The organism is Streptomyces sp. NPDC031121 (genome assembly GCF_055570615.1).
The window spans coordinates 99,714-120,154 of sequence record NZ_JBVIGV010000019.1; the positions used below are offsets into that span (position 1 = coordinate 99,714).

The 20,441-nt window shown below is 73.6% G+C and carries 15 protein-coding genes; 6 read left to right on the forward strand and 9 right to left on the reverse strand.

Annotated features, from left to right (window positions below; translation table 11 throughout):
* Positions 1–167 precede the first annotated feature (167 nt).
* The gene (gene prfB, locus ACZ462_RS29655) at positions 168–1,283 is read right to left on the reverse strand and encodes a peptide chain release factor 2 (protein ID WP_114057748.1); all 1,116 of its coding nucleotides are present in this window, start codon (positions 1,281–1,283) and stop codon (positions 168–170) included.
* A 313-nt stretch (positions 1,284–1,596) separates the two neighbouring features.
* Between prfB and ACZ462_RS29660 the strand changes: the two genes are divergently transcribed.
* Positions 1,597–2,598 (forward strand): isopenicillin N synthase family dioxygenase, encoded by a 1,002-nt coding sequence (locus ACZ462_RS29660; RefSeq protein ID WP_467806979.1) that lies wholly within the window; start codon positions 1,597–1,599, stop codon positions 2,596–2,598.
* A 63-nt stretch (positions 2,599–2,661) separates the two neighbouring features.
* Here the strand turns inward: ACZ462_RS29660 and ACZ462_RS29665 are convergent, their stop codons facing one another.
* Both ACZ462_RS29665 and ACZ462_RS29670 read right to left on the reverse strand, forming a co-directional pair.
* On the reverse strand, positions 2,662–3,927 hold the full coding sequence (locus ACZ462_RS29665; RefSeq protein WP_467806978.1) for a serine/threonine-protein kinase: 1,266 nt from the start codon (positions 3,925–3,927) through the stop codon (positions 2,662–2,664).
* A gap of 150 nt (positions 3,928–4,077) precedes the next feature.
* Entirely contained in the window at positions 4,078–5,874 is a 1,797-nt protein-coding gene (locus ACZ462_RS29670; protein WP_467806977.1) for a serine/threonine-protein kinase, read from the reverse strand.
* 446 nt (positions 5,875–6,320) lie between these two features.
* On the opposite strand from ACZ462_RS29670, the gene ACZ462_RS29675 reads away from it, so the two are divergent.
* The 4 genes from ACZ462_RS29675 to ACZ462_RS29690 all read left to right on the forward strand — a co-directional run bounded on the left by ACZ462_RS29675 (position 6,321) and on the right by ACZ462_RS29690 (position 13,010).
* Complete coding sequence (locus tag ACZ462_RS29675) at positions 6,321–9,224, forward strand: FHA domain-containing protein (protein WP_467806976.1); 2,904 nt, start codon at positions 6,321–6,323, stop codon at positions 9,222–9,224.
* Positions 9,225–9,371: 147 nt separating this feature from the next.
* Complete coding sequence (locus ACZ462_RS29680) at positions 9,372–10,751, forward strand: ABC transporter substrate-binding protein (protein ID WP_467806974.1); 1,380 nt, start codon at positions 9,372–9,374, stop codon at positions 10,749–10,751.
* A complete protein-coding gene (locus ACZ462_RS29685) occupies positions 10,735–12,165 on the forward strand; it encodes a carbohydrate ABC transporter permease (protein ID WP_467806972.1) in 1,431 nt (476 codons plus the stop codon). Before ACZ462_RS29680 ends, ACZ462_RS29685 begins: the two co-directional genes overlap by 17 nt.
* Positions 12,162–13,010, forward strand: a complete 849-nt coding sequence (locus ACZ462_RS29690) for a carbohydrate ABC transporter permease (RefSeq protein WP_467806971.1) — start codon at positions 12,162–12,164, stop codon at positions 13,008–13,010. Before ACZ462_RS29685 ends, ACZ462_RS29690 begins: the two co-directional genes overlap by 4 nt.
* Positions 13,011–13,233: 223 nt before the next feature.
* Here ACZ462_RS29690 and ACZ462_RS29695 read toward each other — a convergent pair whose 3' ends face one another.
* The 5 genes from ACZ462_RS29695 to ACZ462_RS29715 form a co-directional block, all read right to left on the reverse strand.
* Positions 13,234–13,863 (reverse strand): TetR/AcrR family transcriptional regulator, encoded by a 630-nt coding sequence (locus ACZ462_RS29695; RefSeq protein WP_467807056.1) that lies wholly within the window; start codon positions 13,861–13,863, stop codon positions 13,234–13,236.
* Positions 13,864–14,925: 1,062 nt separating this feature from the next.
* Complete coding sequence (locus ACZ462_RS29700) at positions 14,926–15,792, reverse strand: GNAT family N-acetyltransferase (protein WP_467806970.1); 867 nt, start codon at positions 15,790–15,792, stop codon at positions 14,926–14,928.
* A gap of 88 nt (positions 15,793–15,880) precedes the next feature.
* Positions 15,881–16,045: a hypothetical protein gene (locus ACZ462_RS29705; protein ID WP_382775465.1), complete on the reverse strand. Its 165-nt coding sequence runs from the start codon at positions 16,043–16,045 to the stop codon at positions 15,881–15,883.
* On the reverse strand, positions 16,042–17,166 hold the full coding sequence (locus ACZ462_RS29710; protein WP_467806969.1) for a radical SAM protein: 1,125 nt from the start codon (positions 17,164–17,166) through the stop codon (positions 16,042–16,044). The genes ACZ462_RS29705 and ACZ462_RS29710 overlap by 4 nt, the downstream gene beginning before the upstream one ends.
* A gap of 193 nt (positions 17,167–17,359) precedes the next feature.
* The gene (locus ACZ462_RS29715) at positions 17,360–17,665 is read right to left on the reverse strand and encodes a hypothetical protein (RefSeq protein WP_467882597.1); all 306 of its coding nucleotides are present in this window, start codon (positions 17,663–17,665) and stop codon (positions 17,360–17,362) included.
* A 347-nt stretch (positions 17,666–18,012) separates the two neighbouring features.
* On the opposite strand from ACZ462_RS29715, the gene ACZ462_RS29720 reads away from it, so the two are divergent.
* A complete protein-coding gene (locus ACZ462_RS29720; RefSeq protein ID WP_467806967.1) occupies positions 18,013–19,359 on the forward strand; it encodes a hypothetical protein in 1,347 nt (448 codons plus the stop codon).
* Here the strand turns inward: ACZ462_RS29720 and ACZ462_RS29725 are convergent.
* On the reverse strand, positions 19,337–19,870 hold the full coding sequence (locus ACZ462_RS29725) for an NUDIX hydrolase (RefSeq protein ID WP_467806966.1): 534 nt from the start codon (positions 19,868–19,870) through the stop codon (positions 19,337–19,339). The two genes, ACZ462_RS29720 and ACZ462_RS29725, sit on opposite strands and share 23 nt — an antisense overlap.
* Positions 19,871–20,441: the final 571 nt, after the last annotated feature.

Sequence of the window (20,441 nt, forward strand, 5' to 3'; positions counted from 1 at the left end):
GTGGGGGGTCGCGGTCGCACCCCACAAAACACTCCTGGCTCGTTTGTCCCCCCTCCTGGGGGGGGGGGGGGGGAAAAGTGGGGGGGAGCCCCCCCCCTTTTTTTTCCCCCCCCCCCGCCCTGCGTTCACGCGCCGTGCGCCCCGCCCGGGGCGCACGGTCCGGCGGCTCAGGCCGTCGTCTGCTCCTGCTGCTTGCGCCAGCGGATGCCGGCCTCCAGGAAGCCGTCGATGTCGCCGTCGAGCACCGACTGCGGGTTGCCGACCTCGAACTCCGTCCGCAGGTCCTTGACCATCTGGTACGGGTGCAGCACGTAGGAGCGCATCTGGTTGCCCCACGAGTTGCCGCCGTCGCCCTTGAGGGCGTCCATCCTGGCCTGCTCCTCCTGCCGGCGCCGCTCCAGCAGCTTCGCCTGGAGGACGTTCATGGCGCTGGCCTTGTTCTGGATCTGGCTGCGCTCGTTCTGGCAGGACACCACGATGCCGGTCGGGATGTGCGTGATGCGCACCGCCGAGTCGGTGGTGTTGACGCCCTGGCCGCCGGGGCCGGAGGCCCGGTAGACGTCGATGCGCAGCTCGGTCTCGTCGATCTCGACGTGGTCGGACTGCTCGACGACGGGGAGCACCTCGACGCCCGCGAAGGACGTCTGGCGGCGGCCCTGGTTGTCGAAGGGCGAGATGCGGACCAGGCGGTGCGTGCCCTGCTCGACCGAGAGGGTGCCGTAGGCGTACGGCGCCTTGACGACGAAGGTCGTCGACTTGATGCCGGCCTCCTCCGCGTACGAGGTCTCGTACACCTCGGTGGAGTAGCCGTGCCGCTCGGCCCAGCGCAGGTACATGCGCTGGAGGCGCTCGGCGAAGTCGGAGGCGTCGACGCCGCCCGCCTCGGCGCGGATGTTGACCAGCGCCTCGCGCTCGTCGTACTCGCCCGAGAGGAGGGTGCGGACCTCCATCTCGTCCAGCGCCTTGCGGACCGCGGCGAGCTCCGCCTCGGCCTCGGCGCGGGTGTCCGCGTCGTCCATCTCCTCGGCGAGCTCGAAGAGGACCGCGAGGTCGTCGATGCGGCCGCGCAGCGCCTCGGTCTTGCGGACCTCGGCCTGGAGGTGGGAAAGCCGGCTCGTGATCTTCTGGGCAGCCTCGGGGTCGTCCCACAGGGACGGGGCCGCGGCCTGCTCCTCGAGCACGGCAATGTCTGCCCTCAGCTTGTCGAGGTCCAGGACGGCCTCGATCGACCCCATGGTCGAGGAGAGGGACTTCAGCTCTTCGGAAACATCGACGACTGCCACGGGTCCAGCGTAGCCGGTTCCCGGGCGCGCCCGTCCGGCCCGTCCGGTTCACCCGTTCTGATGGACGCCGATACGGGCGTACGCTCACGGTATGACTCTCCTCCTCGTCAAGCGCCGCCATGTGGACCACATGCGTGTCACGACGACGAGCTGTCAGCCGCCGGACCGAACACAAGCCTGATCCACCCGATCCGACTTGGTCCTGTACGCGGCCCACGCGGCTCCGGCGCCATCCCTGCCGGCCGGCCCTCCCCCTCCGCTGCCCCGCCACCACCGGGGAACAGGACCCCGTGACATCCGAAACGGAGCCGTCATGCCGTCCGCGCACTCCCTCCCCGTCATCGATCTCTCCCAGGCCGACGACCCCGCCCTGCGGCCCGGGTTCCTCAAGGAACTCCACGCCGCCGCCCGGGACACCGGCTTCCTCCACCTCACCGGGCACGGGATCTCCGAGGCGGAGAGCGCCCGCATACTGGACGTGACCAGGGCTTTCTTCGCCCTGCCCGAGGCCGACAGGCTCGCCGTCAGCAACCTGAACTCGCCGCACTTCCGCGGCTACACCCGCATCGGCCACGAGCTGACGGGCGGCGCCTCCGACTGGCGCGACCAGCTCGACGTGGGCGCCGAGCGCCCCGCCCCGCGGCTGGGCCCGGACGACCCGGCGTACCTGTGGCTGGAGGGGCCCAACCAGTGGCCGGCCGCCCTGCCCGAGCTGCGGACCGTCGTCCTGGACTGGCAGAGCCGGCTCGCCGGGGTGGCGCACCGGCTGCTCCAGGAGCTGCTGGCCTCCATCGGCGCCCCGCACGACTTCTTCGACGCCGCCTTCGCGGACCGCCCGCACCTGCACACCAAGCTGATCCGCTACCCCGGGTCCGCCCCGTCGGGCGCCGACCAGGGCGTCGGCGCGCACAAGGACTACGGGTTCCTGACGCTGCTGCTCCAGGACTCGGTGGGCGGGCTCCAGGTCGTCAAGGACGGCGGGTACGTGGACGTGCCGCCGATGCCGGGGGCGTTCGTGGTGAACCTGGGCGAGCTGCTGGAGATCGCGACGGAGGGGTACCTGACGGCCACCGACCACCGGGTGGTGAGCCCGCCGGGCGCGGTGGAGCGGTTCTCCGTGCCGTTCTTCTACAACCCGCGGCTCGACGCGGTCGTGGAGACGGTGCCGGGCGACTACCTGAGGTCCGCGCCGGGCCTCACGCACGACGCGTCGAACCCGCTGCACGCGGAGTACGGGCGCAACGAGCTGAAGGGGTGGGTACGCGCCCACCCGGAGGTGGCCCGCCGCTGGCACCCGGAGCTCGTCGGCGCCTGACCGGCGGCCCGGCAGCCGCACCTGCGACCCCGGGGGGCGCGGGGCGGCCCGCCGGGGGCGGCCTCAGGGCTTCGGCGGGGCCGAGTTCTTCGACGCCGGGGCGTGCGGGCGCTCGTCGCCGTCCGAGGAGGCCAGCCAGCCGCCGACGCCGACCGCGGCGGCGAGGGCGACCGCCCCCGCGGACAGCACGAGCCGCCTCCGGCGCACGGTGTCGGCCCGGTGCCGCGCCGACCCCGGCCGGTGCCCGCCCGCGGGGCGCGGCACCCGCGCGGTGCCGAGCGCGCCCCCGGCCAGCTCCTCCGGGCCGGGCACGCGCATCGAGGTGTGCGTGTCCCGGTTGGAGTCCGTCGCCGAGCCCGGCACCAGCGGGACGGCCCCGCGCCGCCGGGCGGGCGCGGCGGGCGCCTCCCCGGCCTGCTCCGGCTCGGGCTCGGCGTCGTCGGGCTCGTCCACGTCCAGCGGGGGTATGCCCGCCAGCATCGGCAGCAGGTCCCGCAGCCGGGCGGACAGCTCGGAGGCCCGCAGCCGGGAGGCCGGCCCCTTGGCGAGGCACTGGACGATCAGCTGCCACAGCTCCTCGGGGATGCCGGGCAGCGGCACCACGGTCTCGGTGACGTGGCGGCGCAGCACCGCCCCGGGGTGTCCGCCGCCGAACGGCGTGAACCCGGCGAGCAGCTCGTACAGCACGGTGGCGAGGGCGTAGATGTCCACGGCCGCGCGCGGCGGCAGCCCCTCGACGATCTCCGGCGCCAGGTAGTCGGGGGTGCCGATGATCCGGGTCGCGGTGGCGGAGGCCCGCCCGCCGCCGCCCGCGGCGGCCCCGATCCGCTTCGGGGTGTCGATCAGCTTGGCGACGCCGAAGTCGGTGAGCAGGGCCGGGTGGGCGCCGCCGGGCCCGAGGGGGCCCTGCATGTCGAGGAGGACGTTCTCGGGCTTCACGTCGCGGTGGACGACCCCGGCGGCGTGGGCGGCGGCGAGCGCGTCCGCGACGTCGGCGGCGATCGCGACGGCCGCCTCGGGGGCGAGGCGGCGCTCCCGGTCGAGCCGGGTGCGCAGGTCGGTGCCGCGCACCAGGTCCATGACCAGGGCGAGGTCGTTGCCGTCGACGACGAGGTCGCGGACCGAGACGATGTGCGGGTGGTCCAGGCCGAGCAGCGCGCTGCGCTCCTGGACGAAGCGCCCGACCAGTTCCTGGTCGGACGCGAGGTCCTCGCGCAGCAGCTTGACGGCGACGGGCCCGTCGGGCCCCTCGCCGAGCCACACCGTGCCCGCGCTTCCGCGACCCAGGATCTGGTGCGCGGTGTACCGGCTGCCGATTTTCCGTGCCACGACTGCTCCCTCAGCGGCTGGCGTACGGCACCAAAGCTATGCGGTCGCGCGGGCGCCCGGCGCCCCGGAACACGGTGACCTTCACTTCTGCGGGCGAAATCACGTCCCGGATGTCGACAAATCCACGAAGTCGGGACCGTGCGGGCCCGTTCAGGGTGTGCCCGCGCCCGTTCCGCTGCCCGTTCCGGCGGCGTCGCCGAGGGAGGTGACCCAGTCGACGATGCCGGTGCCCCAGCTCCAGAGCTGGTCGAACCAGCCCTTCCCGGTGCCGATCCACTCCTGGAGCGGGGTGAGCTCCCAGACCAGCCAGCCCGCGACGAAGAAGACCAGGATCATGACGAGGCAGCCCTTGAGGCAGCCGAGGCCGGGGATCCGGACCGGGTTCGCGCTGCGGCGGCGCGGCTCTCGGGGCTCGCGGGCGGGCCGCTGCGGCGGCGGGGCCTGCTGCGGCTGCTGCGGGGCCTGCGGCTGCCGGTACGGCTGCGCCTGCGGCTGCTGCTGCTGCCGGTAGGGCTGCGGCGGCGGGGGCGCCTGCTGCGGCTGCGGGTAGTACGGCTGCTGGGGCGGCTGCTGGTACTGGGGCGCCTGGGGGTGCTGCGGCTGCGGCGGGTACTGCGGCGGGGGCGCCTGACGGTACTGCGGGGGCTGCTGCGGCCGCTGCTGCGGAGGCGGCGGCGGGGGCGCCTGGCGCTGCGGCCGGCGGCGCAGCGGGTCCTCGCTCGGGTCGAGGTAGTGCATCTGCGTCTGCTCGTTGCGGTCCCGCGCGGCCCGCATCTGCGTCTGCCAGGGGTGCGGCTGGTCCGGGCGCTCCACGGGCGGCATGACAGAGGTGGCGGCCGCCTCGGGGACGCCGTCGCCGGGGCCGGCCGTGCTGGGCAGCACGGTGGTGGCGTCGGCGGCGCCGACCGGCGGCAGCACGCTCGTCATGGCGTTGGGGTCGTACGCGCCGTCCTGGCCGGGGGTGCGGCCGGGCAGCACCTGCGTGGCGTCCGCGGTGCCGGGGCCGGCCGCCGGGGTCTCCGGGACGGGCGCGGGCGAGGGGTCGGGGGCGAGCAGCGCACCGACGCCGAGCGCCGCCTCGACCTCGGCGGGGGCGCTGTGCACGCCGATGCCGGAGGCGACGACGCGCAGGCCGCGGGCCAGGTTCTCGGCGCTGGGGCGCTCGCCCGGCTCCTTGCGCAGGCAGCGCTCGATCACGATCCACAGCGGCTCGGGCAGGCTCGGCGGGCGCTGCGGGTCCTCGCTGAGGTGGCGGTGGAGGACTTCGAGCGCGGTGGCGCCGGCGAACGGCGGGCGGCCGGTGACGAGTTCGTAGAGCAGGATGCCGGCGCCGTAGATGTCGACGGCGGAGGTCTGCGGTCGGCCCTCGGCGGATTCGGGGGCGACGTAGGCGGGGGTGCCGACGAACTCGTGGGTGCGGGTCAGGCCCGGGGAGTCGGCGAGGCGGGCGATGCCGAAGTCGGTGAGCATCGGCTTCATGCGGCCGTCGCCCTCGTCGAGCAGCACGTTCGCGGGCTTGAGGTCGCGGTGGACGACGCCGTCGGCGTGGCTGGCGGCGAGCGCGTCGGCGATCTGCGCGGTCAGCAGGGCTGCGGCGACCGGGGTGAAGGGGCCGTTCTCCCGGATGTAGCGGTGCAGGTCCGGGCCCTCGACGAGGTCCATGACCAGGGCGAGGAGGTCGCCCTCAACGACGAGGTCGCGGGTGCGGACGATGTTGGGGTGGGTCAGGCGCAGCAGGACGGAGCGCTCCCGCAGGAAGCGCATGACGATGTCGGGGTCCTGGGCCAGCTCCTCCTTGAGGACCTTGATGGCCAGGGTCTCGCCCGGCTGTCCGGCCACGGCGGCCTCGGCGCCGGCGGTCTCGCGCTGGCGGGCTCGCCAGACGGTGCCCGTGGCGCCGCGCCCGAGCGGCTCCTCGAGCAAGTACTTGCTGCCGACTGGCCGCACGTCTCGCGCTCCCTGCTGTCGTGGTGGGTGGTGCATGTCGTTCGGTTTTGCGGCCCACTCTAGGGGGTGTCCTCCGCAAAGACGCCGGGTGGCGGCGGTTGGTTGCCGCACATATGTGCGAAGTGTGATGTTCGCGGCGTATGCCGGAGGCGTTTTGCCCCGGTGGAGGGCCGCTCTCCTCGCGTTTCCCGGGGGAGCGCATCCGCACGCGCACGCCCCTTGCACCGCACCCCTCTCATTCAAGATCATTTATCTGCGGGTGCCGGGCGTGTCGTCCGCAACAGGTGCGAGGATGCACCCGTGCGGAAGCGGGGGCGGGGAGCCCGCGCTCCCGTACAGACCTGACCGGACGACGCGCCGTGCCGGGTGGGGGGCCGGGCGGGCTTGTCCGCCGTCCCCGCCGGGCGCACGCACCGCGCACCGCGCAGAAGGGACCGCTGACGGCGATGCAGATCCGGCTGACCGTCCTCGGGTCGCGCAGCGGCCACCAGACCGTGCCCGCCGGCTGTGACGTCCTCGTCACCGCGCCCGCCGGAACCCCGCTCTCCGCGGTCGCCTCCGGGCTCGCCGCGACCGCCGGCGGTCCCGACACCGGCGGCTCCGCCGTCCTGTACGCGGGGGAGCGCCGCCTCGACCCGCAGCGCCACGTCCTCGGCGAGCCGCCGCTGGTGGACGGCGCCGTCCTGGGCCTGCACGGCCCCGTCCCGGACGCCGCCCCCGACGGGGCGGAGGGCGCGCAGCTGCACGTGGTGGCCGGGCCCGACGCGGGCGGGGTGCACCTGCTGCACCCGGGCATGATCCGGATCGGCCGCTCGGCCGACGCCGACGTGCCGCTGGACGACCCGGACGTCTCGAGGCTGCACTGCACGGTGACCGTGCTGCCGGACGGGCGCGTCGCCGTGGCGGACCTGGACTCGACGAACGGGACCACCCTCGACGGCGCCGAGGTCGGGCGCCGGCCCGTCCCCCTGGCACCGGGCGCCCTGCTGCGGATCGGGGAGTCCACCCTGCGGCTGGCGGAGGGGGCCCCGCCGCCGCTGCCCGTGGTCCCCGACCTGGAGGGCCACCTCCGCCCGGCCGGACCCGCGCCCTCCGCCGCCCCCGCCGCGGGGCCCGCCGCGCCCGCTCCCGCCGGCGACCGCCCCGCCGGAACCGCGCACCCCGCCGCCCCGCCCGCCCCGGCCGTCCCCCCGGCGCCGCCCGCCGCCGCGCCCGCCCCGACCACCCCCGCCTCCGCCGCGGCCCCCCGCCGCCCCCTCGGCGGCCTCGGCGCCTGGGCCCGCAAGTGGGTCCGCGGCGAGGAGGAGCCCCCGGAGCACGCCCCGGCCGGGCCGCCCGCCCCCGCCGTGCCCGACGCCGACGACCCCGCCGCCCTGCTGCTGGCCGCCCTCGGGCCCACCGCCCGGCTGTGGTCCCGGCCGCCCGGCCGCCTCGACGCCGGCCTCGGCGCCGGGAGCCGCGTCGCCCTCCAGGACTGCGGCTCCCTCGCGATCGCCGGACCGCGGGCCCGCCTCGCGGGCGTCGCCCGGTGGGTCGTGGCCCAGCTCGCCGCCCTGCACGCGCCCGCGCAGCTGGAGATCGTCCTGATCAGCGCCGACCGGGCCCGTACCGTCGCGCAGCGACGCGAGGAGTGGGGCTGGCTGGGCTGGCTCCCCCACGTCCGGCCCGCGCACGGCCAGGACTGCCGGCTGCTCCTCGCCTACGACCGCGACCAGGCCGCCGCGCGCACCGGCGAGCTGACCCGCCGCCTCGACGCCGGGCCCCTCGGCGCCGACTGGGCGGCCGCCGACCCCTCCCGCGTCCGCGAGGCCGCGGCCGCCCACGGCGGCCCCCGCACCCTGCTCGTCGTCGACGGCGACCCCGGCACCGCCGCCCTGCGCGACCTCACCGGCCGCCTCGCCTCCCACGGCCCGGCCGCCGGCATCCACGTCCTCGTCCTGGCGGAGACGCCCGCCTCGACGCCCGCCTCCCCGCTCGCCGAGACCTACGAGGCGGCCTGCGCGGCCGCCCCCGCCTTCCGGGACTGCGGGGCGGCCGCCCTGCTCAGCGGCGACGTGGCCACGGCCGTGCGGACCTTCGCCGTCGCCGGCGGCCGCCCCTGCCCGCCCGGCACGACCGCGACCGCCGACGCCGTGTCCGCCGCCTGGGCCGAGCGGTTCGCCCGCGCGCTCGCCCCACTGAAGGCCGAGCCGGCCGGCGGGAAGCCGCAGCGGCCGGCCGCCGCCGCGCTCCCGGCCGCCGCACGACTGCTGGACGAGCTGGGGCTGGCCCGGGCCACCCCGGCGTCCCTGATGGCCCGCTGGGCCGAGGCCACCGAGCAGGGGCAGGGCGTCGGCGGCCTGGCCGAGCTCGTCCTCGGCAGCGGGCAGGCCGGCCCGGTCGGGGCGGAACTGGTCCAGGACGGGCCGCACCTGCTCGTCACCGGCCCGGCCGGCAGCGGCCGTACGGAGCTGCTGCGCTCGGCGGCCGCCTCGCTGGCCGCGGCCGCCCGGCCGGACCGGCTCGGCCTGCTCCTGGTCGACGGGTCCGGCGGCGAACGCGGTGACGGCCTCGCCCCGGCCGCCGAACTCCCGCACGCCTGCGCCCACCTGGTGGCCTCCGACCCGGTCCGGATGCGGGAGTTCGCCCAGGCCCTCGGCGCCGAGCTGAAGCGGCGCGCCGAGCTGCTGGAGGGTGTCCCGTTCGCCGAGTGGCACGCCCGCCGCGCAGTGTCCGACCGGATGGTCGCCCCGCGCCGGCCCGCGCCGGGCGAGCAGCTCGGCGGTGACGCGGCCCCGCCGCGGACCGGCACGCTCCGGCTGCGCGCCTCCGCCGTGCGCACCAACCCCGCCCCCGGCCCCGGCCCGTTGCCCCGGCTGGCGGTCCTCGTCGACGACTACGACGCCCTGGTCGCCCCGGCCCTGGGCAGCGCGGGCCGCCCCGCCGCCGGCTCGGTGGTGCGCGCGCTGGAGGCGGTGGCCCGCGACGGGGCGGCGCTCGGCGTGCACCTGGTGGCCTCCACGGCCCGCCCGGACGTCACGGCCGACACCGAACTCGTACGCGGCAACCCGCTGCGCGTCGAGCTGGATCCGCCCGACCGGCCGGGGCCGGGCCGCGGCCGGCTGCACGGCGCCGACGGGCGGGCGGTGCCGTTCCAGGGCGGCCGGGTGACCGGCCGGATCCCGCGGACGGCGACGCAGCGGCCGACCGTCGTCCCTCTGGAGTGGGACCGGATGGGTGATCCGCCCGCCCGCCGGCCGGTGCGCGAACTCGGCAACGGCCCCACCGACCTCGCGCTGCTGGCCAGCGCCCTGGACCGGGCCGCGCACCTGGTCTCCGCGGTGCCCGTCCCCTTCCCGGCCGCGCCCTGACCCCGTCCGGGCCGCCCCACGGACCGCGCCCCGGCCCGCGGTCCGTGACCCGTACGGCCGCGTCCGCCCGCGGAGGCGGTATTGCGGGGTGCGCAGCGCGGGCGTAGACCTGGGGTCAGGTCACACCACGGGAATCGGGGGAAGGCCATGGACGGGCAGGGAACGAGCCGTACGCACACGCGCAGGAGGAGCGCCCCGGCCGCCTGGACGGCGCTGGCCGCGGCGGGAGCCCTCCTGCTGGCGGGCTGCGGGGACGGCGGCGCGGGGAAGTCCGATCCGCCGGGCGGGCCGTCGGCCGCGCCGCGGGTGGAGTTACCGCGGCTGGACGGGCAGAAGCTGGAGGTCTCGGCGGTCTGGACGGGGCCGGAGCAGGCGAACTTCACGAAGGTCCTGGAGGAGTTCGAGAAGCGGACGGGTGCGTCGGTGGCGTTCGTCCCGGCCCAGGACCCGATCGTCACCTTCCTCGGTACGAAGATCGCGGGCGGTCAGCCGCCGGACGTGGCGCTGCTCCCGCAGGTCGGGGCGCTGACGGCGGCGGTGCAGAACAAGTGGGTGCAGCCGGTCGGCCCCGAAGCGAAGGCACAGCTCGACAAGAACTACTCGCAGGGCTGGAAGGAGTTGGGCGCCGTCGGCGGCACCCAGTACGGGGTCTACTACAAGGCCGCGAACAAGTCGCTGATCTGGTACAACGCGAAGGCCTTCGAGGCGGCTGGGGTGCAGCCGCCGAAGACCTGGAAGGAGCTGATCGCCGCCGCGGACACGCTGTCGGCGTCCGGCACCCCGGCGGTGTCGGTGGCCGGGGCGGACGGGTGGACGCTGACGGACTGGTTCGAGAACGTCTACCTCTCGCAGGCGGGCCCGGAGAAGTACGACAAGCTTGCCAAGCACAAGATCAAGTGGACGGACGACAGCGTCCGGCAGGCCCTGACGACGCTCGCCGAGCTGTTCGGCCGGAAGGACTTCCTGGCGGGCGGCCCGAGCGGGGCGCTGGCCACGGAGTTCCCGAAGTCGGTGACGCAGACGTTCACCGGCGGGGACCGGCCGGCGGCCGCGATGGTCTTCGAGGGGGACTTCGTGGCGGTGAACATCGCCCAGACCGAGGCGAAGATCGGCGAGGACGCGCTGGTCTTCCCGTTCCCGGCGGTCGGAGAGAAGGCTCCGGTGGTGTCGGGCGGGGACGTGGCGGTCGCGCTGAAGCCGTCGAAGGGCGCGCAGGCGCTGCTGACGTTCCTGGCGTCGCCGGACGCGGCGGAGATCCAGGCCCGGCAGGGCGGGTTCGTCTCACCGAACAAGTCGGTGGACCCGGCGACCTACCCGGACGCCATCCAGCGCCGCATCGCCGAGGCGCTGATCGCGGCGGGCGACGACTTCCGCTTCGACATGTCGGACCAGGCGCCGGCGGCGTTCGGCGGCACCCCGGGCGCGGGCGAGTGGAAGGCCCTCCAGGACTTCCTGGCGAACCCGTCGGACGTGGCGGGCACCCAGGCCAGACTGGAGGCGGACGCAGCCAATGCCTACGGGAACTGACCCGGTGGCGACCTCGGACGGCACGGCGGCACCGGCCGCCGTGCCCGCGCTGTCGGCGCCGTCCGGGCGGGGCGGGGACCGGGGGCGGCCCGGACACACCGGGCGCACCGCGGGGTCCCGGCAGGCCCGGCGCCGGCGCCTGGTCGCGGCGGCGTTCCTCCTGCCGTCGCTGGTGCTGCTCGGCGCGCTCGTCGTGCACCCCATCGGCTACTCGGTGTGGCGCAGCCTCTTCGACCGTTCGGGCGAGGTGTTCGTCGGCGGCGACAACTACGCGGAGCTCCTGCGGGACGACGCGGTCCGCACGGCGGTGGAGAACACGGCGGTGTGGGTGGTGTTCGCGCCGGCCGTGGCGACGGCGCTCGGCCTGGTCTTCGCGGTCCTGACGGAGCGGGTGCGCTGGGGCACCGCGTTCAAGCTGCTGGTCTTCATGCCGATGGCGATCTCGATGCTGGCCGCCGGGATCATCTTCCGGCTGGTCTACGACCACGACCCCGACCGGGGCGTCGCGAACGCGGTCTGGGTCGGGGTGCACGACACCTTCGCCCCGGCCTCGGCGTTCCCGCGGGCCCGCCCCGGCCGCGACTCGCCGCTGGTCCCGGAGGAGGGCGCGGCCGCGGGCGGCTTCGCCACGCGAGAACCGGTGCGGGCGGGTACGCCGGTGCTGCTCCCGCTGGTCGGCGTCGCCCCGGACGCGCTGCCGGAGGGGACCCGGCCGGCCCGTGCGGCGCCGGCCGAGCCCGGGAAGGTGACGGGGACGGCCTGGCAGGACTTCACGCGGGGCGGCGGGGGCCGGCCGAACACGGTCGACGGCTCGGAGTCGGGTTTCGCCGGGATGCGCGTCGAGGCGGTCCGCAACGGCCGGGTGGTCGAGTCGGCGACGACCCGCCCCGACGGCACGTTCACCCTGTCGGCGAAGGCGGACGGGGCGCTGCTGCGGCTGCCCGCCTCGAACTTCCGCGAGGCGTACGCGGGGGTGGAGTGGCTGGGTCCGGCGCTGGTCACGCCGGCGGTCATCGGGGCGTACGTGTGGATGTGGGCCGGGTTCGCGATGGTGCTGATCGCGGCGGGGCTGGCGGCCGTGCCGCGGGAGCTGCTGGAGGCAGCCCGGGTGGACGGGGCGGGCGAGTGGCAGGTGTTCCGCCGGATCACGGTGCCGCTGCTGGCGCCGGTCCTCGCGGTCGTCCTCGTCACGCTCGTCATCAACGTGATGAAGATCTTCGACCTGGTCTTCGTGATCGCCCCGGGCTCGGTCCAGGACGACGCGAACGTGCTGGCCCTCCAGCTGTACCGGACGTCCTTCGGCACCGACGCCGACGCGGGGCTCGGCAGCGCCATCGCGGTGCTGCTGCTGGTGCTGGTGGTGCCGGTGATGCTCTACAACATCCGCCGGATGCGCCGGGAGGCCCGCCGATGAGCTTCGTGCACGCAGCGGCGTCCAAGGCGGCCGGCGGGGCGGTCCGCGTCTTCCTGGTCCTGGCGGCCCTGTTCTGGCTGCTGCCGACGATCGGCCTGCTGGTCTCCTCGTTCCTGGACGCCGGCGAGCTGGACCGGGGCGGCTGGTGGCGGGCGCTGACCGCCCCGGCCCGCCTGACCACCGCGAACTACGAGCGGCTCCTCTCGGACGGGGCGATCACCGGCTCGCTGCTGAGCACCGTCGCGATCGTCGTCCCGGCGACCCTGCTCGTCCTCGTCCTGGGCTCGTGCGCCGGGTACGCCTTCGCCTGGCTGGAGTTCCCGGGCCGGGACGCGCTGTTCCTCGCCGTCGTCGCCCTGCTGGTGGTGCCGGTGCAGGTGGCCCTGATTCCGGTCTCCGAACTCTTCGGCGCGGTCGGCCTGTTCGAGACCACCGCGGGGGTGGTGCTGTTCCACACCGCCTTCGGGCTGCCGTTCGCCGTGTTCCTGCTGCGGAACTTCTTCGCGCAGATCCCGCGGGAGCTGCTGGAGGCGGCCCGGCTCGACGGGGCCGGCGAACTGCGCCTGTTCGCCCAAGTGGTGCTGCCGCTGGGCGGTCCGGCGATCGCTTCGCTCGGCATCTTCCAGTTCCTGTGGGTGTGGAACGACATGCTGGTCGCGCTGGTCTTCGCGGACTCCGCGAACCCGCCGATCACGGTCGCCCTCCAGCAGCAGGTCCGCCAGTTCGGCGCCAACATCGACGTCCTCGCCCCGGGGGCGTTCCTGTCGATGGCCGTCCCGCTGGCCGTGTTCTTCGCGTTCCAGCGGCAGTTCACCACGGGGGTGACGGCCGGCGCCGTGAAGTGACGGCGTCTCCCGATCGGTGAACGCCCCGTACGCCGGTCGCGGCAGCGGGGGGGTTTCCGGGCCGCATGCCCGCGCCGGTCCCTGGTGTGCCGTGCCCCGGTTCGGCCGCTGGACCGGGTTTCCGGCCGTGACCGTCCGGTCCTTCCGGGGCGGCGAGCCGGCGTCGCTGCCGCCGGGCCCGTGGCGCCGGCGGCTGCTGCTCACCCCGCCGCGGGGGCCGCCTTCAGGCCCCCACCACCTGGCGGGCCAGCACGTCGAGTTCGGGGCCGTCGAGCGGCTGCCCGATGACGGTCTGGCGCCAGTAGAGCGGCCCGGCCACCAGGTCCAAGGCGGCCGCGGGGTCCACGCCGGCGGGCAGTTCGCCGCGCTCCTGCGCCGCCGCGACGACCGCCTGGGCCATGCGCCGGCGGCCCTCCAGCAGGGCTCCGCGGACGGCGTCCGCGAGCTCCGGGTGGCGGGCCGCCTCCACGAGCAGGTCGGGGATGACGGCCGAGGCCACGGGGTGGCGCAGGAGGTTCGCGAAGACCTCCAGGAGGGCGCGGACGTCCCCGTGGAGGGAGCCGGTGGAGGGCGCCGGCAGGCCGTCCGCGGCGAAGGCGCCGATCAGGTCGAGGACCAGGGGGAGCTTGGACTTCCACCGCCGGTAGACGGCCGTCTTGCCGACACCGGCCCGGCAGGCGACGCCCTCGATGGACATCCGGGCGAACCCGACGGCGGCGGGGCCGTAACGTCCCCGTAGCGACGATACGGACCCGTTTCGTCGCCCCGTGCTGCGCGGCGCCCGCGCACGACCATGCCCGAAGCCCCGCGAAGGACCACGTCGAAAGCGACCACCCGTGACCCCAGCGACCACCGCCTCGGCCGCCGCCCCCACCCCGGCGCGTCGCTGGTGGAGTACGAGCGGATCGTTTCGCCGGTGGTGTGGTCGCGGGTGATGGTGTGGCCGACGAGGTTGATCGGTCGGGCGCAGCCGCCCAGGCAAGTGATCTGCTCGCGGGTGCGGCGGCACGGCCAGGAGGAGCGGGGGGCATGCCAAGTCCGCACCGGTTACCGCGGATTGCCGTTCAACCAGCTGTGGCTGGGGCGGCGTGGAAACCCGCGCCTGCATGAGCGAACAGCCGGAGCGTGGGCGGTGGTTGGCGCGTGAACACCCTGACACTCAGGGCGGGCGCCGGGAGCACGGGGGACGGGTGCGTGCCGGAGCCCGGAACTATCCGCAGGGACCGGAGAAACCACGCTGCCTTCCGGACGCTTCCGCGACCCACGTTCGCCAAGCGTGGCGCGTGTTCGGCACCTCAGGGCGATCGAGAAGCCAGAGGACATAGCCAGCGTGAAGGCGTGCCCATGGGTTGTCCGAGGCGGCGGCCGTGCCGAGCCTGTGGCGGAGAACCTCACCGTCGACTGCTCGTGCGACGCGAACGTACTCACGGTCCTTGCAGCGGTAGGCCCGCTGGACGACGATCTCGACGAGGTCGATGAGCTTCGATGAGCGACTGTTTAGTGCCCCACGCCTTTGCACGCTCTGTCCACTCGCGGGGGAACCGCGCTTCCCACTCCAGGAAGAGAAGCGCATAGCGCAGACTCGGCCCGCGGGCGCCCTCGCCCACCCACAGTCCTTCGGGCAGGGAATGGCTACACATGTCTGCGTACACCTCGCGCGCCCGCTTGAAGGCCGGCTCCTGATACTGCTCCTCCGGGCCCCATCCAGATGCGCGAGTGCCGCCTCTCGCTCAGCGGGATCGTCGGCTATGAGGCCGAACGCCCAGCCCAATCGTGCGCGCCAGGCGTCGGCTCGACGACGTACATCACGTACGCCCACAACACACGGATCGATGGTGACGAGGCGCGGCGATGCAGTGGATCACTCGAGAGACACTGGACAGGTTGTGACCTCGCGGCATCCTGGAACCGGCGGTTACGCCGCTGTGGTGTGGGTGAAGCCGAGGGAGGTCAGTCCTTCGGCCTGGCACAGCCGGTCAGAGGGGCCGTCGACCTCGGTCTGGAGGAGCTGGTAGGCAGCGCCGTGGGACTGGCCCCAGTGCATCGCTGCTCGCCACAGGATGCGTCCCAGGCCCTGGCCTCGGGCCTCGGGTAGGACGGTGAAGTACTGGGGCATGAGTTGGGGGCGTCCGATGGCATCGGGGAGCACCTCCATGGGGCCGATCGCGCCCACGACGCGGTCCTCGATGGCGGCGGCGAGGACCGGGCCGCACTGGCCGGCCTGCATCTGGGTGTGGAGGAAGGCCAGGCCATCGCCCGCCATGGCCTCGGCGAACGGGGCGAAGGTCTCCTGCACAGCGGTCGGCCAGGCGGTGACGGGCCGGACTGGACCACTTGGGTCGGGGCAGGGGCCGACGGTGAAGTTCTTCAGCTGGATGCGGGTGCCCCGCGGGTGTGTGGTCTCGGGGCCGAGGGGGCGTACGACCCGGGCGTTGACCACGTCGTGCGCGGCGGCGAGCTTGGCGGCCAGTTCGGCGGCCTCATCCACGATGCTGTCAGGGGGCCCGTATCCGAAGACCTTCACGGTGCCGCGTTCACGCCGACTCAGGGTGGGGATGAGGGTGTGCTCGCGCTGGTGCACCACGTCGTTGCGTAGGACTTTCTCGTCCTTCTCGCCGCCCCAGCGCCGGTCCTTGTCGTAGGGCAGGAAGTCACCCGTGTCGGCCGCTCGCAGGATGTCCTCGAACACGCTGACGGTCAGGGCATCGGGATGGATGGGACCGAGAGTCGGCACGATCGGCGCGGTCAGTTGGGGCCGGAGCCAGTCCCAGCGGAAGAACATGAGCGGCACCCTAATGGTGGGCCGGGCAGGGCTCAGGCCCCGACGCGAGCGCGCCAGGGCCTGAACGGAGTTGACCGGATCGTGTCGGTCAGTGGGGGTTGTCGTCCCCGGCATCGCAGGAGCACTCCGCGCTCTCCACGATCACGTCGAGGTCCTGGACGGCGGTGATCGACGTGGTCGCGACAGGAGGGGCGGCGCGGCGGGCCGAGGCCGGCGGGCCGGGGAGGATGGTCACCGGTACGGGCGGGGTCATGAGGCGTTCTCCTTGTCTCCGTGCTGGCAGTAGCTGTGCAGCGGCGCCTTGGCCTCCTGGTAGTGCTTGGCCAGGGGGCGGCAGACCCGGCAGGTGCCGGACAGGGCGCAGCCCTCGCACCCTCCGGTGCGAAGCATGAGGCGGTCGGCGATGGCGCCGAGCCGGGTGAGGCCGTCGATGCCTTCGGCCATGAGGTCGATCTGATCGTCGCGACCGACCTTGCAGATCGACACCTTGGCGTGGGGGTCGGCGTGGAAGAAGGTGTGTCCCGCGTTGCAGCCGGCGAACGGCTTGCGCTGCCGCAGGTGGGCGGCCGACTGGGCGAGCAGCGGCTCACCGCCGCCATAGAACGTGGGCGTCATATTCGTGTACGCGTGGTTCTCGACGTTCCACTCGTCGGCGAGGGTGGCCATCTCGTCGGCCTCGGAGGCGTTGTCCTCGGTCACCACGACGTTGATCCGCAGCGGCAGCCCCGCCTCACGTGCGGCGTCCATGCCGCGCCGGAACGCCTTCCACGCCCCACGGCGCTGGGTGAGCGTGTCGAAGGACTCCTCGCTCGCCCCGTACATGCTGACCACCAGGCGGTAGGGCGGGCAGTCTCGGAAGAGCTTGAGGAGGTCAGGTCGCCAGAGCAGCGAGCCGTTGGTGGAGATGGTGAGCATCATCCCGGCCTGCCAGGCGTACCGGTAGGCGCCTTGGAAGTGGGGGTCCATGGTGGGCTCACCGCCGGTGATCTGGAGCCAGAGGACGCCCGCCTCGCGCATGATGTCGAGCAGCCGCACCTTGTCCTCCCAGCCGAGGCCGGAGAAGGGCCGCTCGCCGAGGTAGCAGTGCTTGCAGCCGAAGTTGCAGCCGAGGTTGATTTCCCAGGACGCCCGGCAGTATCCGTACGGGGACGGCTCGCGCACCAGCACCGTGCCCTGTGCGGTCTGGCCGCCCAGGTCCAGGCCCCACACGTCGGCGGCGGTCTGCACTGCCCAGGCGGGAAGCGACTCACCGCCGGTGGCGGCCTGACGCAGGCCCTCGTAGTGGTCGGAGGAGAGGCGGGCGCCGGCCCGTGCTCCCGGCTTGAGGAGAAGGTGTCCGTCGAGGAACGGGGAGGCGATCAGTGCGTGGGCCATCGGTGGCCCTCCTTCCGGATCACGGAGCGGGACAGCGCACGGGACTCCTGGCGGCCGACGCGGCAGTGGATCTCGCCCAGGCCGTTGCAGGTGCCGCAGGTCTTGCCGGACGAGTTGGCGCCGCTGCCACCGCAGTCCCCGCACCGTTCGTTGCGAGGCGAGCGAGGGCGCCGGGGCTTGTGCGGGCTCGCGATCAGCTGGTGCACGAGACCTCCTCCAGGGCGTCTCCCCAGGTGTGCTGCGCGGTGTGGTCGGCGAACAGACAGCAGCCCTCGCCGTCGGGCCCCGGGGCGGTCACCGGGCAGTCCGGCAGTACGACGAGCTCCGTCTCGTCCGGCCCGTGCCAGCGGAGCCACAGTGCGGTCCCGTACGCGCCGGCGTCGGTGGGGATACCGAAGTGCTCACCCTCGTCGTGCGCAGACAGCTGGCACTGCACCGCCCGGTCGATGTACAGGGCGGTCGACTTCTCCCGCGCTTCCCGTGCCAGGTCGAGGGGCACCCGACGCCAGTGCGCGCACCGCATCACGACACCATCCGGAAGGACGCGACGGCGTTCTGTCCCTGCTTCGAGCACCGGGGGCAGACGCACGGCGGGTAGCGGCCCGGGTTCTCCGGGACCACCGGGTCCTCGCCCACGCGTACCTCTGTGCGAGGCCCCCACGTCTGGCCGGAGTCACGGGAAACCCGCAACGTCATCCGTACGTCGTCCTGTCCGTTCGCCATGGTCAGGAGCATCGCGATCCGCGGGCCCGGCCAGAAAGGCCAAGCGGATTACCCAACTTGGGTAACATCACCCTCGGTTGACCAAGTGCAGCGATCCGTAGTCCTCATGCCGGAGCGTGCCCGATGCCCGAGCCGTCTCGCTCGAAGGAACTCCCGGTCAGCCTGCTCACGGACCCAGTGATGATCGAGGCATGCCAGGCCAGAGACTTCGGCCGCATCTTTCAGCTGGTCAAGGCACGAGCAGGCATCTACCCGTCGATGATCGCGCGCCGCTGCGACCTGACCCCGAGCCGCGTGGGTGAGGTGATCGCCGGACGGCGGCAGCTGCTGCACATGGACGTGATCGAACGGATCTCGGACGGATTGCGCATCCCCGGACACATGCTCGGACTTGCCCGACGCTCCTGGGAGACGCCGCCCAGCCTGACGGTCACACCCCGCGAACCGGCCGAGGTACCGGCCTCAGCCGTCGAACCGCTTGCCGCCGGACTGCCAGGGGCGGACGTTGACAGCATCCTCGCCTTGGCGGCCGAGCGGGATCTCAGCGCCTCGACGCTGGACGCGCTGCATTCGTCGATCGCGGACTACTGGCGCCGGGACGACGAGCACGGCGGCGAGACCTTACGGCCGGCGGTCGTCGGCCAGCTCCGCTACGTCGTCGACCTTCTCAAGGAGCAGCGTCCGGCTCCTTTACGGGACGGCCTGCACAGCATCGCGGCCGAGCTGGCCCGGCTCACCGGATGGACCTACTTCGACGCCCGCCAGTACAACCAGGCACGGGCCTACTTCACCGAATCCCTCGGACTGGCCAAGGCCATCGGCGACCGCCAGTTCATGGCCAACGTCCTCGCCTGCATGAGCCTCCAGGCCACCTACCAGGATAAGCCCGGCGACGCCCTCGCACTCGTCACGGCCGCCCAGGACCAGGCCCGAACGGCTGCGGGGACGACACCGCGCGTGCTGGCCATGCTCGCGATGCGCGAAGCCTTCGCCCACGCCACCCTCGGCAACCACGGCGCGACCCACACCGCGATCTCGGAAGCCCACACCCAGTTCGGGCGGATCAGCACTGGTGATCCGGACCCGGCCTGGGTCGCCTACTTCGACGAACCGAAGCTGATCGTGGACACCGGCATCGCGCACGGCCGCCTGGGCGAAGCCGCCCTCGCCGAACCCCTTATCGCGGACGCCCTCCGCCGAGAACACCAGTCGAACCACCGAGGCCGCGCCTTCCACGCCTTCTGGCTTGCCCGCACCCAGCTCCAGCGCGGCAAACTCGACGAGGCATGCCATACGGCCATGGACGCCCTTGCCCCGGCGGCGGCCGTCAGCTCGCAACGAGTCGCCGGCCACCTCCGGGAGTTCTACGAGCAGCTGGAGCCCTTCCGTCGGGAGCCGGCCGCGGTGGCGTTCGAGTCCCGACTCCGGGAGGTGCTGCCCCGTCAGGTCAGCGGATCGCCTCGTCCATGAGCACGTAGAGCAGCCCGACCAGGGAGCCGCTGCTGACGATCTCGCGCCGGTCGATCATGCTCCGCACGTCGGCCAGCGGGATCCACTCGATCCGGTCCGACTCGTTCTTCTCGGTCGGCGGACCCTCGTACGTCGCCCCGTCGGCTCGGAAGACGTGGTGCTGGGAGTCGGTGATGCCGTTGGCCGGCTCGGCGTAGATCAGCGGCTTGATCGGGCCGGGGCGCCAGCCGGTCTCCTCCAGCACCTCACGGGCAGCTGCGTCGGCCGGCGTCTCGCCCTCCTCGACCAGGCCCATGGGCAGCTCCCACGCCCAGGCGTCCGTGATGAAGCGGTGCCGCCACATCATCAGCACCTCGCGTCGCTCGTTGACCACGGCAGCCACGGCCAGGTGTCGGAGCTTGACGACGTGGTGCTCCCAGCGGTTCCCGTCCGGCGTCTCGACGTCGGTGAGCCATAGGTTCACCCAGCTGTTCTCGTAGATCGGACGTTCACCGTGGATCTTCCACTGCATCGCTGCGGCCCCTCTCGATCGGTCTCCAGCATCGCAGAGCTACAGCTACGGACTGCCAGGTTCAATCAAATTCACGTCATAGTGACGAATAGGTGTCCGGCCTGAGGAGGCACGGATAAGAGTGATTGGCCCTCGCTCAAGACCGTGAGCGGGGGCCAATCTGTTGTCAGCCAGTTACGAAGCTAGGGCTAGCTGTTGTTGCCTTCCTGACGACCGCGGCGACGCCACCGTGCGAGTGCACTCCGGCCCGCCAGTGCACCGATAGTAGTGACAGTGCTTGCCGCCAGATTGGCGAGGATGTCGATGAGAAAGCCCTGCATGTGCTCTCCATGGGCAGCTTAAAGCTACCCACCGGATGAGCGGGCTTGCGGCGAACGTCACGTACGTGACTGGAAAGTGACCCCGTCCTCGCCCAGGGGCTGCCCTAGTCATACGGCAGCAGATTCATGGTAGCAACGAGACGTCCAACTCAGTGAAGCCCGCAGCTCGCATTTCGTCTACGAGCTGCCACCACCTTGTCGCTTCAACCTGGGGCGTGCGCGGGCATGCTGGGCACCTGAAGACGTATGAA

What these genes read in the sequence shown, in the direction of transcription:
- ACZ462_RS29660 (WP_467806979.1), top strand. Translation starts at nt 1,597, where the DNA reads ATGCCGTCCGCGCACTCCCTCCCCGTCATCGATCTCTCCCAGGCCGAC.
- ACZ462_RS29675 (WP_467806976.1), top strand. Translation starts at nt 6,321, where the DNA reads ATGCAGATCCGGCTGACCGTCCTCGGGTCGCGCAGCGGCCACCAGACC.
- ACZ462_RS29680 (WP_467806974.1), top strand. Translation starts at nt 9,372, where the DNA reads ATGGACGGGCAGGGAACGAGCCGTACGCACACGCGCAGGAGGAGCGCC.
- ACZ462_RS29685 (WP_467806972.1), top strand. Translation starts at nt 10,735, where the DNA reads ATGCCTACGGGAACTGACCCGGTGGCGACCTCGGACGGCACGGCGGCA.
- ACZ462_RS29690 (WP_467806971.1), top strand. Translation starts at nt 12,162, where the DNA reads ATGAGCTTCGTGCACGCAGCGGCGTCCAAGGCGGCCGGCGGGGCGGTC.
- ACZ462_RS29700 (WP_467806970.1), bottom strand. Translation starts at nt 15,792, where the DNA reads ATGTTCTTCCGCTGGGACTGGCTCCGGCCCCAACTGACCGCGCCGATC.
- ACZ462_RS29705 (WP_382775465.1), bottom strand. Translation starts at nt 16,045, where the DNA reads ATGACCCCGCCCGTACCGGTGACCATCCTCCCCGGCCCGCCGGCCTCG.
- ACZ462_RS29710 (WP_467806969.1), bottom strand. Translation starts at nt 17,166, where the DNA reads ATGGCCCACGCACTGATCGCCTCCCCGTTCCTCGACGGACACCTTCTC.
- ACZ462_RS29720 (WP_467806967.1), top strand. Translation starts at nt 18,013, where the DNA reads ATGCCCGAGCCGTCTCGCTCGAAGGAACTCCCGGTCAGCCTGCTCACG.
- ACZ462_RS29725 (WP_467806966.1), bottom strand. Translation starts at nt 19,870, where the DNA reads ATGCAGTGGAAGATCCACGGTGAACGTCCGATCTACGAGAACAGCTGG.